9 protein-coding genes and 1 tRNA gene are annotated in these 15,562 nt (G+C 72.2%); 3 read left to right on the top strand and 7 right to left on the bottom strand.

Annotated features, from left to right (window positions below):
• Positions 1–14 precede the first annotated feature (14 nt).
• Positions 15–91 (bottom strand) — tRNA-Arg (locus ACFPMG_RS12390).
• A 175-nt stretch (positions 92–266) separates the two neighbouring features.
• Here ACFPMG_RS12390 and ACFPMG_RS12385 point away from each other — a divergent pair.
• The gene (locus ACFPMG_RS12385; RefSeq protein WP_376995420.1) at positions 267–2,006 is read left to right on the top strand and encodes a hypothetical protein; all 1,740 of its coding nucleotides are present in this window, start codon (positions 267–269) and stop codon (positions 2,004–2,006) included.
• Between the two features lie 25 nt (positions 2,007–2,031).
• On the opposite strand, the gene ACFPMG_RS12380 is transcribed toward ACFPMG_RS12385, so the two are convergent.
• From ACFPMG_RS12380 to ACFPMG_RS12360, 5 genes are all read right to left on the bottom strand, one after another.
• A complete protein-coding gene (locus ACFPMG_RS12380; RefSeq protein WP_376995419.1) occupies positions 2,032–3,318 on the bottom strand; it encodes a bifunctional folylpolyglutamate synthase/dihydrofolate synthase in 1,287 nt (428 codons plus the stop codon).
• A gap of 7 nt (positions 3,319–3,325) precedes the next feature.
• A complete protein-coding gene (gene accD / locus ACFPMG_RS12375) occupies positions 3,326–4,327 on the bottom strand; it encodes an acetyl-CoA carboxylase, carboxyltransferase subunit beta (protein WP_376995418.1) in 1,002 nt (333 codons plus the stop codon).
• A gap of 49 nt (positions 4,328–4,376) precedes the next feature.
• On the bottom strand, positions 4,377–5,231 hold the full coding sequence (trpA, locus tag ACFPMG_RS12370) for a tryptophan synthase subunit alpha (protein ID WP_376995417.1): 855 nt from the start codon (positions 5,229–5,231) through the stop codon (positions 4,377–4,379).
• Positions 5,228–6,445, bottom strand: coding sequence for a tryptophan synthase subunit beta (gene trpB, locus ACFPMG_RS12365; protein WP_349592301.1), 1,218 nt, complete (start codon positions 6,443–6,445; stop codon positions 5,228–5,230). The genes trpA and trpB overlap by 4 nt, the downstream gene beginning before the upstream one ends.
• Positions 6,446–6,634: 189 nt before the next feature.
• Positions 6,635–7,684, bottom strand: coding sequence for an amino acid ABC transporter substrate-binding protein (locus tag ACFPMG_RS12360; RefSeq protein WP_376995416.1), 1,050 nt, complete (start codon positions 7,682–7,684; stop codon positions 6,635–6,637).
• Between the two features lie 169 nt (positions 7,685–7,853).
• Here ACFPMG_RS12360 and ACFPMG_RS12355 point away from each other — a divergent pair, with 169 nt between their 5' ends.
• Positions 7,854–11,510: an ATP-binding protein gene (locus ACFPMG_RS12355; protein ID WP_376995415.1), complete on the top strand. Its 3,657-nt coding sequence runs from the start codon at positions 7,854–7,856 to the stop codon at positions 11,508–11,510.
• Between the two features lie 103 nt (positions 11,511–11,613).
• Positions 11,614–14,013, top strand: a complete 2,400-nt coding sequence (locus ACFPMG_RS12350) for a sensor histidine kinase (RefSeq protein WP_376995414.1) — start codon at positions 11,614–11,616, stop codon at positions 14,011–14,013.
• Between the two features lie 10 nt (positions 14,014–14,023).
• On the opposite strand, the gene ACFPMG_RS12345 is transcribed toward ACFPMG_RS12350, so the two are convergent.
• Positions 14,024–15,385: an NAD(P)/FAD-dependent oxidoreductase gene (locus tag ACFPMG_RS12345; protein WP_376995413.1), complete on the bottom strand. Its 1,362-nt coding sequence runs from the start codon at positions 15,383–15,385 to the stop codon at positions 14,024–14,026.
• Positions 15,386–15,562: the final 177 nt, after the last annotated feature.

Genomic DNA, 15,562 nt, shown 5'->3' with positions numbered 1-15,562 from the left:
GTCGCGGAAGGAGGTGGTGACCCCGGCTGGACTCGAACCAGCTGCCTACGGTTTAGGAAACCGTCGCTCTATCCAGATGAGCTACGGGGCCACGGCGCTGAACATAGCGGCTCCGCCGCGACTTGCCAACCGTCCGTCTCTGGACGGCCCGCCGGGATGCCCGGTCGGCACGGCTGACCGAAAAGGTCACCGCCGGCACCGGCACGGCGCGCGGCGCGTGCGGCGAATCCGCTGGGCTTGGGCACGCCGCTGCGTATACTGCGCCGATGGCACGCATGCTTTACCTGCGCGACATCGAGGTCGATGTGCACGTCCGCTGCCGCGCCTGCGGCCACGAGGGCGTGCTGCCGCGCGCGGACATGAACCGGCGCTTCGGCCCCAATTACCCGGTCCTGTCCATCGCCCCCCATTACCGCTGCTCGCGCTGCAACTCCCGCGACACCGAAAGCCGTCCGGCGCCCCCGCCCTTCGCCACGCCCGTGACGGCGACGCCCATGGCGGAGGACGCCCCGTCCTTCGCCGGACCGCTGGCCGCGCTGCAAGGGCTGCTCGACGCGGTGCGGAGCCGCGGCGATGCGATGGACAACGAGCCGCCGGACGCGGCCCCCACGCCCATCCCCGTGCCGGCCGCCGCCCGGCCCGCCCCCGCCGCTCTGGATCTGGATCTGGATCTGGAGTTGGAACAGCTGGTTGCGGACGGTGACGCCACCCCCGAGTCGGGCCGGCGCCCGCTGTGGGAGCCGGTGTCGCTCGCCGATCTCGCCGGCCATGACGACGACGCGGACAGCGCCGAGTGGGACGCCGAGCGGGACGCCGACGACACGGATGTCGATGACACGGATGTCGATGATGGGGACTGGAGTCCGCGCCGCTGGACGCTGGTGGACCGGGACGCGGACGAGGATGACGGCGGGGACGACGAAGCAAATCGGGTCGAGGCCACGGCTCCGGCCCCTCGGACGAGCCACCCGGCCGCCGAGGACGAGCCGGACGACGACGCTTCCCGCTCCTTCGACCGCACCATCGCTGCGCTGCGCAGCATCCTCGACGGTCGCGGCGACGGTGCCCGCACGGAGGAGGCGCCTCCGCCGCCGGCCCAACCGACAGCCTTTCCGCTCAGAAACGCCGTCGATTACCGGGACGATGAGCCGGACGAAGACGCCCCCAGTGTCTCCCCTAACGACGAGCCCGAGGACGCGGAGCCGTCCAACGACGACATCCTGGGCTTCGCCATCCGCGACCCGGACAAGGCCCCGCCCCCCTGGGAGCGGCCGCGGGAGCGCGATCCCGCCCCGACCGGCAGCGAACCGCTGGACCGCACCATCGCCGCCCTGCGCAGCATGGTCCAGAAGGCCGCCGCCGACCGCGACGAGGACGATGATGCGGGGACGGCCCGTGGCCGTCCGGACGCAGAGGAGGAGCGCGACGGCGGCGTGGTGACCCCGCTGTTCGGCCGGTCGCGCAAGCCGGTCCTCGACAGCTCCGACGATCGGGAGGACGAGGACGCGGAGGAGGAGCAAGGCGACGCCGACGACGCCTTCTGGAGCCGCGACGACGCGGACGACGACGCCGGCCGGGAGGACGACGAGCCGGACGAGGACGGCGCTCCGGTGCTGCGCAAGTCCACCCAGGAACAGGAGATGGAGGAGGCGCTGCGCGCCCTGCGCGCCCTCGTCGAGGCGGAAAGCGATCTGGACGACCCGCCCAGCCCGGCCTGGACAAGCGAGGCGACCACCCGTCCCGAGGCGGACGCCCTGCCCGGCTTCAAGCCGCTGCCGCGCCGCACGCCCGAAACGGCCCCGGAAACCGACGAAGACGACGAGCCTCTGGACCTCATTGAGACGGCCCCGGCGGTCGAACCGGAAAAGCCCAAGCCCGACGCCAAGCGGCGACCGGACGGCAACGAGGCCGGAAGGAAAGCCGCCAAGGACGACTCGGGCACGCTCGGCAAGACCCTCGCCGCGCTGCGCAACATGCTGGAGCTGGACGGCAAGCAGGGGCGCTGAGACCCCGCTTGCCCGTCCCATCAAATCAGCCGTTTTCCGCCAGGACCGTGCCCGCCAGATAAAGGGAGCCGCAGATCAGCACGCGGGCCGGCCCTGCGACCCGTCCCTTCAGATCCTCCAGGGCGCTGCCGACATCCGCCGCCGCCGCGCTGTCGGCGATGCCGCAGGCGCGGGTGGCCACGGCGGTGTCCTCCGCCGTCAGCGACGCCTCCTCGCCGGGGATGGCGACGGTGCGGGCGGCGGTGACGAAGGGCGTCAGCGGTCCCAGGAACTCCCGCGGCTCCTTGCTCGCCAGCATGCCGTAGACCAACAGCAGCGGCCGTTTCGGCTCCTCCTCCGCCCAGCGCGCGGCCTGGACGGCCAGAACCTCGCCCGCCGAATCGTTGTGGCCGCCGTCCAGCCACAGGTCCCAGCCGGCGGGCAGGGCCTCGGCTAGGGGGCCGCGGGTCAGCCGTTGCAGACGGGCGGGCCACTCCACGGCGGCGAGGCCGCGGCGCACCGCCGCGTCGTCCACCACCACCGGCAGATGGTCCAGGCAGGCCAGCGCCACCCCGGCGTTGACGATCTGGTGCGCCCCGGCCAGCCCCGGCAGCGGCAGATCGATGCGGCGGCGGGCGCTCTCGAAGCGGAAGCCGCCCTCGGTCGGGGTGACCGACCAGCCGGCAACCGGCGCGCCCACCGTCTCGGCCCGGATGGCCAGGGTGCGGGCGGCCTCCTCCGCGGGCTGCGGAAAGATCACCGCGGGAACGCCCGGCTTGAAGATGCCGGCCTTCTCGCCCGCGATGGCTTCCAGCGTGTCGCCGAGGAACTGGCGGTGGTCGTAGGAAATGCGCGTGATCGCGGTGACCGCCGGGCGGTCCACCACGTTGGTGGCGTCCAGCCGCCCGCCCAGCCCGGTTTCCAGCAGCACCACGTCCGCCGGCTCCCGCGCGAAGGCGAGCAGGGCGGCGACCGTCGTCACCTCGAAGAAGGTGATGGGTCCGCCGCCGTTCGCGGCCTCGCATTCCTCCAGCAGGGCGGCCAGCCGGTCGTCGTCGATCAGCGTCCCGGCCAGCCGGATGCGCTCGTGGAAGCGCACGAGGTGGGGCGAGGTGTAGACATGCACCCGCAGCCCCGCCGCCTCCAGCATCGCCCGCAGGAAGGCGAGCGTGGAGCCCTTGCCGTTGGTGCCCGCCACATGGACCACCGGCGGCAGGCGCCGCTCCGGATGGCCCAGCGCGGCGAGCAGCCGGTGCACGCGGTCCAGCGACAGGTCGATGACCTTGGGGTGCAGGCTCTTCAGCCGGTCGAGAACCGGATCGGCGAGCGACATCGCGGGGTCAGGCCGCCTGCTCGGAGCCGGTCCTCTCGGCGCCCGCCCTTTCGGCGCCAGCTTGGGCCGGCGTCTCGTCGGCGGCCTCGGCCTGGCTGCGCGGCTCCTCCGCCTGGACGGCGGCCGGCGCGGCCGGCAGCGCTTCCGTCGCGACGGCCAGGACCGGCTGCATCAGCAGGGTCAGGACGCGCGACAGGGTCGGGCGCAGGTCGCGGCGATGGACGACCATGTCCACCATGCCGTGCTCCTGGAGATACTCGGAGCGCTGGAAGCCCTCCGGCAGGGTCTCGCGGATCGTGCTCTCGATCACGCGGGCACCGGCGAAGCCGATCTGCGCGCCCTTCTCGGCGATGTGGATATCGCCGATCATCGCGAAGGAGGCGGTGACGCCACCGGTCGTCGGGTCGGTCAGCACCACGATGTAGGGCAGGCCGGCTTCCTTGACCATCTCCACCGCGATGGTGGTGCGCGGCATCTGCATCAGCGACAGGATGCCTTCCTGCATGCGCGCCCCGCCCGAGGCCGGAACGACGATCAGCGCCGCCTTCTGGGCGATGGCGGTGCGGGCGGCGGCCAGGATGCCCTCGCCCACCGCGATGCCCATCGAACCGCCCATGAAGCCGAAGTCGAAGGCCGCGACGACCGCCGGCTGTCCCCCGATCAGGCCGGAGCCGACGACGATGGCGTCATGCCGGCCCGTCTTGGTCTGGGCCTCCTTCAGGCGGTCGGTGTAGCGCTTCTGGTCGCGGAACTTCAGCGGATCGACCACCGACTTCGGCAGCTCGACCGACTGGTAGTCGCCCTCGTCGAACATCGAGGCCAGCCGCTTGATCGGGTCCAGCCGCATGTGGAAGCCGCAATGCTGGCAGACGTTGAGGTTATCCTCCAGATCGCGGTGGAAGAGCATCGCCTCGCAGCTCGGGCACTTGTGCCAGAGGTTGTCGGGAACCTCCTTGCGGGCATAGAGGGCGCGGATCTTGGGACGGACGTAGTTGGTAAGCCAGTTCATCGAATTCTTCCTGATATCCCGCTCAGCCGGCGCTCGCAGCCCGGCGATCTCAGGCGCGCGCGCCGCGCACGCCGCCGGCCAGTTCCCGGACGAAGCCCAGCACATCCTCGGCCAGACCCGGACGGGCCTTGCCCTGCGCGTCCAGCCCGCCGGCCAGCCGCGTGACGATGGCCGAACCGACCACCGCCGCGTCGGCGACGCGGGCGACATCGGCCGCCTGCTCCGGCGTCTTGATGCCGAAGCCGACCGCCACCGGCAGGTCGGTGTGGCGCTTCAGACGCTCCACCGCGGCGCCCACCGCGGCGTTGTCGGCGCTGGCAGCACCGGTGATCCCGGCGATCGACACGTAATAGACGAAGCCCGAGGTGTTCTGGAGAACCGCCGGCAGGCGCTTGTCGTCGGTGGTCGGCGTCGCCAGCCGGATGAAGTTCACCCCGGCCTTCAGCGCCGGGATGCACAGCTCCTCGTCCTCTTCGGGCGGCAGGTCGACGACGATCAGCCCGTCCACCCCGGCCTCGATGGCGTCGGCCAGGAAGCGGTCCACCCCATAGGCGTGGATCGGGTTGTAATAGCCCATCAGGATCACCGGCGTGTCGGCGTCCGTTTCGCGGAAGCCGCGCACGAGGTCCAGCGTCTTGCGCGCCGTCGTCCCGGAATGGAGCGCGCGCAGGCTGGCCGCCTGGATCGCCGGGCCGTCGGCCATCGGGTCGGAGAAGGGCAGCCCCAGCTCGATCAGGTCGGCGCCGGCGGCGGGCAGGCCGTGCAGGACGGCGCGGCAGGTCTCCAGGTCCGGGTCACCCGCGGTGATGAAGGTGACGAGGCCGGCGCGGCCCTCCGCCTTCAGCGCGGCGAACCGCCGGGCGATGCGGCCATTGTCAACGGCCTTGTCGTTGAGGGCGCTCACAGCTTCACTCCCAGATGCTGGGCGACGGAGAAGATGTCCTTGTCGCCGCGGCCCGACAGGCAGAGCACCATCAGGTGGTCCTTGGGCAGTTTCGGGGCGCGCTTCACGATCTCCGCCAGCGCGTGCGCCGATTCCAGCGCGGGGATGATGCCCTCGGTGCGGGCGCAGAGCTGGAAGGCGTCCAGCGTCTCCTGGTCGGTGGCCGAGACATACTCGACGCGCCCGATGTCGTGCAGCCAGGAATGCTCCGGCCCGACGCCCGGATAATCCAGGCCGGCGGAGATGGAGTGGCCCTCCAGGATCTGCCCGTCCTCGTCCTGGAGCAGGTAGGTGCGGTTGCCGTGCAGGACGCCGGGGCGCCCGCCGGTGATCGAGGCGGCGTGGGCCAGCGGCCCCTTGTCGATGCCGTGGCCGGCGGCCTCGACCGCGACCATCTGCACCGACGGGTCGTCGAGGAAGGGGTGGAACAGGCCGATGGCGTTGGAGCCGCCGCCGACGCAGGCGACGAGGCTGTCCGGAAGGCGGCCCTCCAGCTCCTGCATCTGCACGCGCACCTCGTCGCCGATCACCGATTGGAAGTCGCGGACCATGGCGGGGTACGGGTGCGGGCCGGCGGCCGTGCCGATCAGGTAGTAGGTGTCGGCGACGTTGGTGACCCAGTCGCGCAGCGCCTCGTTCATCGCGTCCTTCAGCGTCCGCGCGCCGGAAGTCACCGGAACCACCTCCGCCCCCAGCAGCTTCATGCGGAAGACGTTGGGCTGCTGGCGGGCGATGTCGGTCTCGCCCATGTAGATGACGCAGGGCATGTCGAACAGCGCGCAGACCGTGGCGGTCGCCACACCGTGCTGGCCGGCGCCCGTCTCGGCGATGATCCGCTTCTTGCCCATGCGGCGGGCGAGCAGGATCTGGCCGATGCAGTTGTTGATCTTGTGCGCGCCGGTGTGGTTCAGCTCCTCACGCTTGAAGTAGATCTTCGCGCCGCCGAGCTTCTCCGTCAGGCGTTCGGCGTAGTAGAGCGGGTTCGGGCGGCCGACATACTGCTTGAGCTGCTCGCGGATCGCGCCGTCGAAGGCGGGATCGGCCCGGGCCTCGCGGTAGGCTTTCTCCACCTCAAGGATCAGGGGCATCAGCGTCTCGGCGACGAAGCGTCCGCCATAGATGCCGAAATGCCCGCGCTCGTCGGGACCGGAACGGTAGGTGTTGGGTCTGGTCATGGCCTGGGAAACTGCCTGAAGCGGGCCGCGCGGCGCCCGGAAGGCGCCACCATAGCGGCGGTTCGCCCGGATTTGAAGCGTTCGCCGAACCTTTCGCCGAACATGCCCACAACATGGGAAAAGCCGGGGCGAAGGCAATGAGGCAATGCGGTATGGCCGGCCGCGCGGCATGGCAGAGCGCCGCCGCCCTCATCCCCCCAGCGGCGGGGCGTAGTGCAGGCCGCCGTTCATCCACAGCCCGTTCATCCCGCGGTCGATGCCCAGCGGCGAGGCGGCGCCCAGATGGCGATCGAAGATCTCGCCGTAATTGCCGACCTGCGTGACCACGCGGAAGGCCCAGTCGTCGTCCAGCCCGAGCCCCCAGCCGACCCCGGCGGCGGCCCCGAGGAACCGGCGCACCTCCGGGTCCTGCGCCTCCCTCTTCAGGCGGGCGGCGTTGGCGGCGGTGATCCCCTGCTCCTCGGCCAGGACGGTGGCCAGGAACGCCCAGCGCACGATGTCGAACCACCGCCGCTCGTCCGGGCGGACCATCGGCCCCAGCGGCTCCTTGGAGATCGCCTCCGGCAGGATGACGTAATCGTCGCGCTCGGGCGCCTTCAGCAGGCGCTGGGCGTGCAGGCCGATGCGGTCGCTGGTGTAGAGGTCGCAATGGTGGTTGAAGAAGGCCGACAACGCCCCTTCGGTCGAGCGCACCGGCTTCAGGCGGAAGCGCAGACCGCTGCGGGCCATCCAGCCCTCCAGATTGCGCAGGGTGGTGGTCTGCTCGATCACGCAGACGGAGGCGCCGGCCGGCAGGTCGGACAGGCGGGCGACGCCCTGGGCGCGGTGCGCGATGAACCCCTGGCCGTCGAACAGGTACACCACCGGGAAATCGACCCCGAACGTGGCATCGCGCTGCAGGGTCCAGGTGGTCCCTTCCATCACCACGTCCACCTCGCCGTTGCGCAGGATGGCGAAGCGGTTCTCGGAGTTGGTCTCGACGAACTCCACCCGGTCGGCGTGGCCGGCGACGGCGGCGGCCAGCGCCCGGCACATGTCCACGAAGAAGCCGCGCCAGTGGCCGCTGTCGTCCACCGCCGCCAGACCGGCCCCGCTGGACGAGACGCCGCAGCGCAGCAGCCCGCGCTCCCGCACGTCCTCCAGCGTCTCGGCCCGCGAAGCGCCGGACGACGCGGCCAACGCCGCCGCCAGGACCACCGAGACCACCGCAACCCGCGCGAAAGAGCGGACAAAGCCCATCGGCCACCCCCATTGCCACCTCCGGTCAGCTTTGGTCCGGCAACCGTCGCGGGTCAAGCCCGCCCGGCGCCCGATCCCGCAGCGTTCGATGGCGACGCGGGGGTGTGAATTGCGCACGACCGATTGCCCGTGCTATCTCAAGCGGACGTGGAAAAATCGAGGCACGGGCATGCGGCTTCCCCGGCTGGGCGTGGCGTTTCGCATCCTGGCGGGTCTGACCGTGATCGCCGGCCTGACCGCCGCCACCGGCGTGGTGGCCGTGTCCCTCTTCGCCCGCTTCCACCAGGGGTTCGAGCAGATCGCCACGGCCAAGGTGCCGGGCCTCGTCAACGCCTCGCAGCTCGCCCAGCAGAGCGGCACGCTGGCCGCCAACGCCCCGGCCCTGGTGGCGGTGCAGAGCCAGTCGGTGCGCGAATCGGTGATGGCCCGGCTGAGCGACCAGATCGCCCTGCTGGAAGACCTGATGACCCGGCTGCGTGAGCGTGGCACCGACATGGCCGACGTGGCGGAGCTGCAGCGCCGCAAGAACGAGCTGGTCGCCAACCTGATGACCCTGAACACGCAGGTGGAACGCCAGCTCGCCGCCGCCGCGGAGACGGGCGGGCTGGTCGGCCGCCTGATCCAGCTCGCCGAGCGCATCCGCGACGCCGAGGACGGGCTGCGGGAGAACGCCTCCGCCGCCCGGAGCATGACGGAGTGGGAGGCCGCCCGGGACACCGAGCGGCGGGTCGACCTGTGGACGGCGGAGGCGCAGCACGCCATCCTGCTAATGCTCGCCGCCTCCCGCGCCGACCACGAGGCGCGGGTGGACCGGCTGCGGCAGGACTACCGCGCCGCGATGGACCGCGCGGCGGAGACGGTGTCCGGCCTGCCTCCGGGTCCCGCCTTCGACCTGGAGCCGCTGTACCGGGAGTTGGAGGCGCTGGGGCTCGGGGAGCACAACCTGTTCGCCAGCCGCCTGACGGAAATCGGGCTGGCCCGTGCCATCAAGGGATCGATCACCCGCAACCAGAACGTCTCCGACCGGCTGGTCGGCGCGGTGTCCGACCATTTTCTGGCCATCGAGCAGGACATCGCCGCCCGTTCCGGCGAGTTCGAGCGGGTGATCCGCGACGGCAAGAACGCCATCCTGGCGATGGCCGTCGTCTCGATCCTCGGGGCGCTCGGCATCTTCCTCTACATCCACCGCAACGTGGTGCGGCGGCTGCGCGGGCTTCAGACGGCCATGACCGCGTCGGCCGCCGGGCGGTCCATCGCCATCCCCACCCACGGGCAGGACGAAATCGCCGACATGGCGCGCGCCCTGCATTATTTCGTCGCCACCATCCGCTCGCGCGAGCATGCCCTGTCGGACAGCGAGCGCCGCCTGCGCGCGATCCTGGAGCAGAGCCCGGTCGGCGTGTCGATCGGGCGGCCCGACGGCTCCGTGGCCTTCGCCAACGCCCGCGCGGCGGAGCTGGCCGGGCTGGCGCCGGACGCCTTCGTCGGGCGCCGCCACGCGCTGGCTCTGCCCGGCGCCACCCTGCAGGGGCGCGCCCTCCCGCAGGACGGCCCCGGGCTGGTCGCCCGCGACGTCGAGGTGGCTGTCGACCGGCCCGACGGCAGCCGCGTCTGGGCGCTCCAGACCCTTCAGCGCACGGAGTTCGAGGGGGAGCCGGCGATCCTCGCCTGGAGCTACGACATCACCGGCCGCAAGCGCGCCGAGGAGGACCTGCGCCACGCCAAGGAGCAGGCCGAGGTCGCCGCCCGCTCCAAGTCGGAATTCCTGGCGACCATGAGCCACGAGATCCGCACCCCGATGAACGGCGTGCTGGGCATGCTGGAGCTGATCGCCCTGACGCCGCTGGACGCCGAGCAGACCGAGCTGGTCACCACCGTGCGCGACAGCGCGACGGCGCTGCTGCGGATCATCGACGACATCCTGGACCTGTCGAAGATCGAGGCCGGCAAGCTCGACCTCGACGAGATGGACCTCGACCCGCGCGAGCTGGTGGAGGGGGTGGCGGAGCTGCTGGCCCCGCAGGCCCACCAGAAGGCGCTGCTCCTGGTCTGCGACCTCGACCGCAAGGTGCCGACGGCGGTGCGCGGCGACCCCGGGCGGCTGCGCCAGATCCTGTTCAACCTGACGGGCAACGCCATCAAGTTCACCGACGCCGGCCGGGTCGTCCTGCGCACCCGGCTGGAGCCCTCCCCCGCCGGGTCGGACCGGCTGCGCCTGCGCTTCTCGGTGGAGGACACCGGCATCGGCATCAGCAGCGCCGGTCAGGCCCGCCTGTTCCAGCCCTTCAGCCAGGCCGACAGCTCCACCACCCGCCGATTCGGCGGGACCGGGCTGGGGCTGGCCATCTGCGCCCGTCTGGTCGAGATGATGGGCGGGCGCATCGGGGTGGAGTCGGCGCCGGGCTGCGGCGCCACCTTCTGGTTCACGGTCGATCTGGCGCCGGGCGACCCCCGGTCCGCCCCGCGCGACGACACCGACCTCACCGGCCTGTCGATCATCGTGGCCGAGCCGGACCCGGTGCAGCGCTCCGTGTTGATCCGCGCGCTGGAGGACAAGCGCGCCGCCGTCGCCGACGCCACGACGGCGGACGAGGCGGTGGAACTGCTGACGATGGCCGATGCCGACCTGCTGGTTCTCTCCGACGGCCTGCTGGAGCATCATCCCGACGACGCGCCCGGCGCGCCCAACCCGCGGCTGTCCGCGCCGGCGGTGCTGGCCCGCATCGCCGCCGCCGGGGTCCGCCCGCCGCCCACGCTGCATCTGGTGGACGGGCGGGAGCAGGCCAGCGACTGCCCGCCGGACGCCGGCGAGGACGGCTCGCCATCCGCGGGACACACGCCGCGCCACGACCATCTCGGCCGCCCGATCCGCCGCGACGCCCTGTTCCGCCGTCTGGCCGCCCTGGCCGGACGCGCCGTCCCATTGGAGCGCTACGCCGACTCGCCATCCGCAGAGGCCGACGGCGGTCCGGCCACTCTCGACATGGCGGCCCACGACACGACGGACCCCGGCGCGGCCGCGACCCTGCCGCTGATCCTGGTGGCGGAGGATCATCCGACCAACCAGCAGGTGATCCTGCGCCAGCTCCGCCAGCTCGGCTTCGAAGCCGACCTGACCGGCGACGGGCTGGAGGCGCTGACCGCCTGGCGGGCGCGGCCCTACCGGCTTCTGATCACCGATTGCCACATGCCGCGCATGGACGGCTACGAGCTGTCGCGCCAGATCCGCAGCGCCGAGTCGGTGACCGAGTCGGCTGGCGGATCGGCTGGCGGCTCCCGCCCGCGGACCGCCATCATCGCCATGACCGCCAACGCCCTGGCGGGGGAGATGGAGCGCTGCACCGCCGCGGGCATGGACGACTACATCGCCAAGCCGGTGACCCTGAGGCAACTCGCCGCCGCCCTGAACCGCGCGTTCGGCGAGGGCAGCGCCGCGGCCCCCGACGAGCCCCCCGCGCTGGAAACCACCGGGGCGGAGGAGCGGGCGCTGGACCTCGACCATGTCCGCACCACCTTCGGCGCGCTCGACGGGATGGCGTTGGACATGCTGGACTTCTTCCTGGAGACCACCCGCCCGCTGCTGCACGAGGCCGCCGTCGCCCTGGAACGCAACGACCTCGAGGCCCTTCGCGCCGCCGCACACACGCTGGCCGGAGCCGCCCGCACGGCGGGGGCCGAATGGCTGGGCCGCAGCGCGTCCGCCCTGGAGCTCGCCGCCCACCACGGCGATCCGGACGGGGCGGCGCAGGCCCTGGCGGCGGTGCGCGCCGCCTATCCGGCGGTGGAAACGGCGATCCGCGCCCTGCGGGTCGGGGAAACGGCGTGAGGATATCCGGCCAAGCCACGGAAATGGGGCGCATCATCCCCGAAAGTGGCACCACCGCCGGCCCGCCTTGCTCCGCCGGGAGGCGTGGACTAGTCTCACCCGCGTGAGTGTCCTGACCCGATCATACGCCTTCGCCGCGCTGGGGCTGGCGGTGGGAGTCGGCCTGATGGCCGGCCCCTCCGGCTCGCCCGCCATGCTGGGCTTTGCCGGCATCCTCGGCGCCGCCGGCTTCGGCGGGCTGTTCTGGACCGGCAAGGAGCGCCGCCGCAGCGACCGGCTGGCGGCCGATGTGGCGCGCCTGGAGGCCCTGCTGGCCGCCTCCCCCCACCCCTGGTGCGCCTGGGACGCCGACGGCGCCGCCAGCTCGGCGCCGGGCTGCGCCGTGCTGCTCGGCACCGCGCCGGGCCAGGACATCGCGGCTGCCTTCACCGACGCCGACGCCCCCCGGGTCGCCGAAGCCGTCCGCCGCCTGCGCGCCGCGGGCGAGGCCTTCCGAATCGAGGCGACGACCCGCAGCGGGCGGCGCCTGCTGCTGAGCGGACGGCGGGCGGCCGAGCCATCCACCGGGACCGGCGCCTCCAGATCTCAGGGCGGGCACCAGGACGTCGTCTGGCTGGAGGACATCACCGACCGCTGCGCCGAGCACGAGGGGCTGATCCGGGGGCGGCACGACGCCGAATCGGCGCTGGCCGAGCTGCGCGCGGCGGTGGACGCCCTGCCGCTGCCGGTGTGGCTGCGCGGCGCCGGGCAGACGCTGTCCTGGTGCAACCGCGCCTACGCCCGCGCCGTGGATTCCGACCCCGCCGCCGTTCCGGACAGCGACCGGGAACTGACCGCGGACGGCGCCGGGCGCGCCCTGGCGCAGCGGGCGCTGCACAGCGGGGTCGCCCAATCGGAGCGGGTCTCCGCCGTCATCGGCACCGAGCGCCGCCTGCTGGAGGTCACCGAGGCCCCCCTGCCCGCCCCGGACGGCGGCGGCACGCTGCTCGTCGGCTACGCGCTGGACGTCACGGCGGTGGAGGAGATGCGCGGCGAGCTGAGCCGCCACCTTGCCGCCCACGGCGAAGTGCTGGAACGGCTGGGTGCGGCCATCGCCATCTTCGGCGCCGACACGCGGCTGACCTTCTTCAACCAGGCCTACGCCCGGCTGTGGGACCTGGAGGAGTCCTGGCTGCGCAGCCAGCCCACCCACGGCGAGATCCTGGAGGAGCTGCGCACCCGCCGCCGCCTGCCCGAATACGCCGACTACCAGAGCTACAAGCGCGAACGGCTGAGCCGCTACACCCGCCTGCTGGAGCCGGTCGAGGAGCTGATGCACCTGCCGGACGGCACGACGCTGCGCAGCCTCGCCGCCCCGCACCCGCTGGGCGGGCTGATGCAGATTCTGGAGGACGTGACCAACACGCTGGCCTTGGAATCCTCCTACAACACGCTGATCGCCGTGCAGCAGGAGACGCTGGACAACCTGGCCGAGGGCATCGCGGTGTTCGGCGGCGACGGCCGGCTGAAGCTGTCCAACCCCGCCTTCGCGCGCGTCTGGGACCTCGACGACGACGATCTGCTGGGCGAACCGCACATCTCCGCCCTGTTCGAGCGGATGCGGCCCTTCCTGGAGAATGGCGGCGACTGGGACAGCCTGAAGGACGAGATGATCGGCGCGACGCTGGAACGCGCCGTGCGCTCGGGCCGGCTGGAGCGGGCGGACGGGTCGGTGGTGGAGTTCTCCACCCTGCCGCTGCCCGACGGGGCGGTGCTGAACAGCTATCTCGACGTCACCGACAGCGCCCGGCTGGAGCAGGCGCTGCGCGCCTCCAACGCCGCGCTGGAGGCCGCCGACCAGTTGAAAAGCGAGTTCATCGCCAACGTCTCCCACCATCTGCGCAACCCCCTGAACGGCATCATCGGCTTCGCCGAGGTGCTGGCGAACCAGTATTTCGGGGAGCTGAACCCGCGCCAGATCGAGTATGTGAAGGGCGTCCTCAACGCGGGCGAGCGGCTGCTGGAGTTGATCGACGACGTGGTCGACATGACCAGCCTGGGGGCCGGGGTGACCACGCTGGACCGCGGCACCGTGGACGTGCCGGACCTGCTGGAGACGGTGGGCGAGCTGACGCGCGAATGGGCGCGGCGCGAGGGGCTGCGGCTCGACCTCACCGCCCCGTCGGCGCTGGGCGAGGTGGAGGGCGACGAGCGGCGGCTGAAGCAGGCGCTGTTCACCCTGGTCGTCGGCGCCATCCGCCACCCGCCGGCGGACCGCCGCATCCTGCTGTCCGGGGAGCGCACCCCCGGCGCCCTCGTCCTGACCGTCGGCAGCGGCGCCGGACCGGGCGAGGCCGCCCTGCCCTCGCGCTACGACCGCAACGACCCGCGCGGTGCCGCGGCGCTCGGCCTGTCGTTGGTGCGCAACGTCATGGAACTGCACGGCGGGCGGCTGGAGGTCGAGGAATGGCCGGGCCACGGCACCCGCTTCCGCTGCGTCCTGCCGCTTCCGCCTTCCTCCTGATCCAAAGCCTTCAGCCCTGGCCGCGCTTCATGCCCCGGAAGGGCTCGGCGCTCCCGCCATGCGGCGAGGTGACGGACTCCGCCGCCGACACCGGGCGGTCGGTGGTGATGAGCCGCGCGCCGCGCTGATAGGTGGCCCAGCGCCACAGCCACTGCATGGTGACCAACACCCGCTTGTGGAAGTTCACCAGCAGATAGACGTGGACGATCGCCCACAGCACCCAGGCGAACCAGCCCTTCAGCTTGCGCGTTCCGAAATCGAAGACGGCGGCGCTGCGCCCGACGATGGCGGTGTTGCCGCGGTTGCGGAAGCGGAAGGGCTCCAGCGGCTGGCCGCGCAGCAGGCTGGCCTCCAGCCCGCCGCCGAGATGCTCGCCCTGCTGCTTGGCGACCTGGGCCAGACCGGGCAGCGGCTTGCCGTCGTCGCCGGCCAGCGCTGCCGTGTCGCCCAGCGCGTAGACGTCCGGCACGCCCGGCACCGCCATGTCGGCACCGACCGGGATGCGCCCGCTGTGGTCGGTCTCCACCCCCAGCCAGGAGCCGGCGGGCGACGCCTTGACCCCGGCACCCCACACGATGGCCCCCGCCGGGATGAAGCGCCCGCCGACCGTGGCACCCTCCGGCGTGATGCTCTCCACCGCCTGACCGGTCAGCACGACGACGCCCAGCTCCTCAAGCTTGCGGCGGGCGTACTGGCCGAGGTCGTCCGGGAAGGTGGACAGGATGCGCGGCCCGGCCTCGACCAGCAGGACGCGGGCGGTGCGCGGGTCGATGCGGCGGAAGTCGCGGGCCAGCGTGAAGCGGGCCAGCTCGGCCACCGCCCCGGCCATCTCCACGCCGGTGGGACCGCCGCCGACCACGATGGTCGTCATCAGCGCCTTCTGGCGGGCCGGGTCCTCGCACATCTCGGCCTGCTCGAAATTCATCAGCAGCCGGGCGCGGATCCGCCGGGCGTTCTCGATGGTCTTCAGGCCGGGGGCGATCTCCGCCCAGTCGTCGTGCCCGAAATAGCTGTAGGAGGAGCCGGTGGCCAGCACCAGCCGGTCGTAGGGGACGAAGCTGCCGTCGGCCAGTTCCACCCGCTTGGCCGTACGGTCGATCCCGGTCACCTCGCCCATCACCACGTCGATGTTGGGGTGGCGGCTGACGATGCGGCGGATCGGCTCTGCGATGTCGGCGGGCGACAGGGCGGCGGTCGCCACCTGATAGAGCAGCGGCACGAACAGGTGATAGTTGTTCCGGTCGATGATGGTGACGCGGATGTTCGTCCCGCCCAGGGCCTCCGCGCAGGCCAGACCGCCGAACCCCGCGCCGACGATCACGACATGGGGGCGGCTGTCCACGGGCGAGGGGGTGCGGTCGATCTGCGGCACGGCGATGGTCTCCGGTCAGGACGATCCTGCACCGTTAACCGCCGACGCCCCGCCGATGTTGCGGTGCATTCCGGAGCCTGAACAGAGGCCACCGTTGCCCCCACCCCGGCCCTCCCCCGCTGCGCAAGGGAGGGAGGTGATCGCGAATCGGCGGCAGTCCCCTCCCCTGCGCAGCGG

Source organism: Azospirillum himalayense (genome assembly GCF_042657465.1).
Taxonomy (GTDB): domain Bacteria; phylum Pseudomonadota; class Alphaproteobacteria; order Azospirillales; family Azospirillaceae; genus Azospirillum; species Azospirillum himalayense.
The sequence above is the reverse complement of the archived record's forward strand: the minus strand, read 5'-3'. Positions and strand labels throughout refer to the sequence as shown.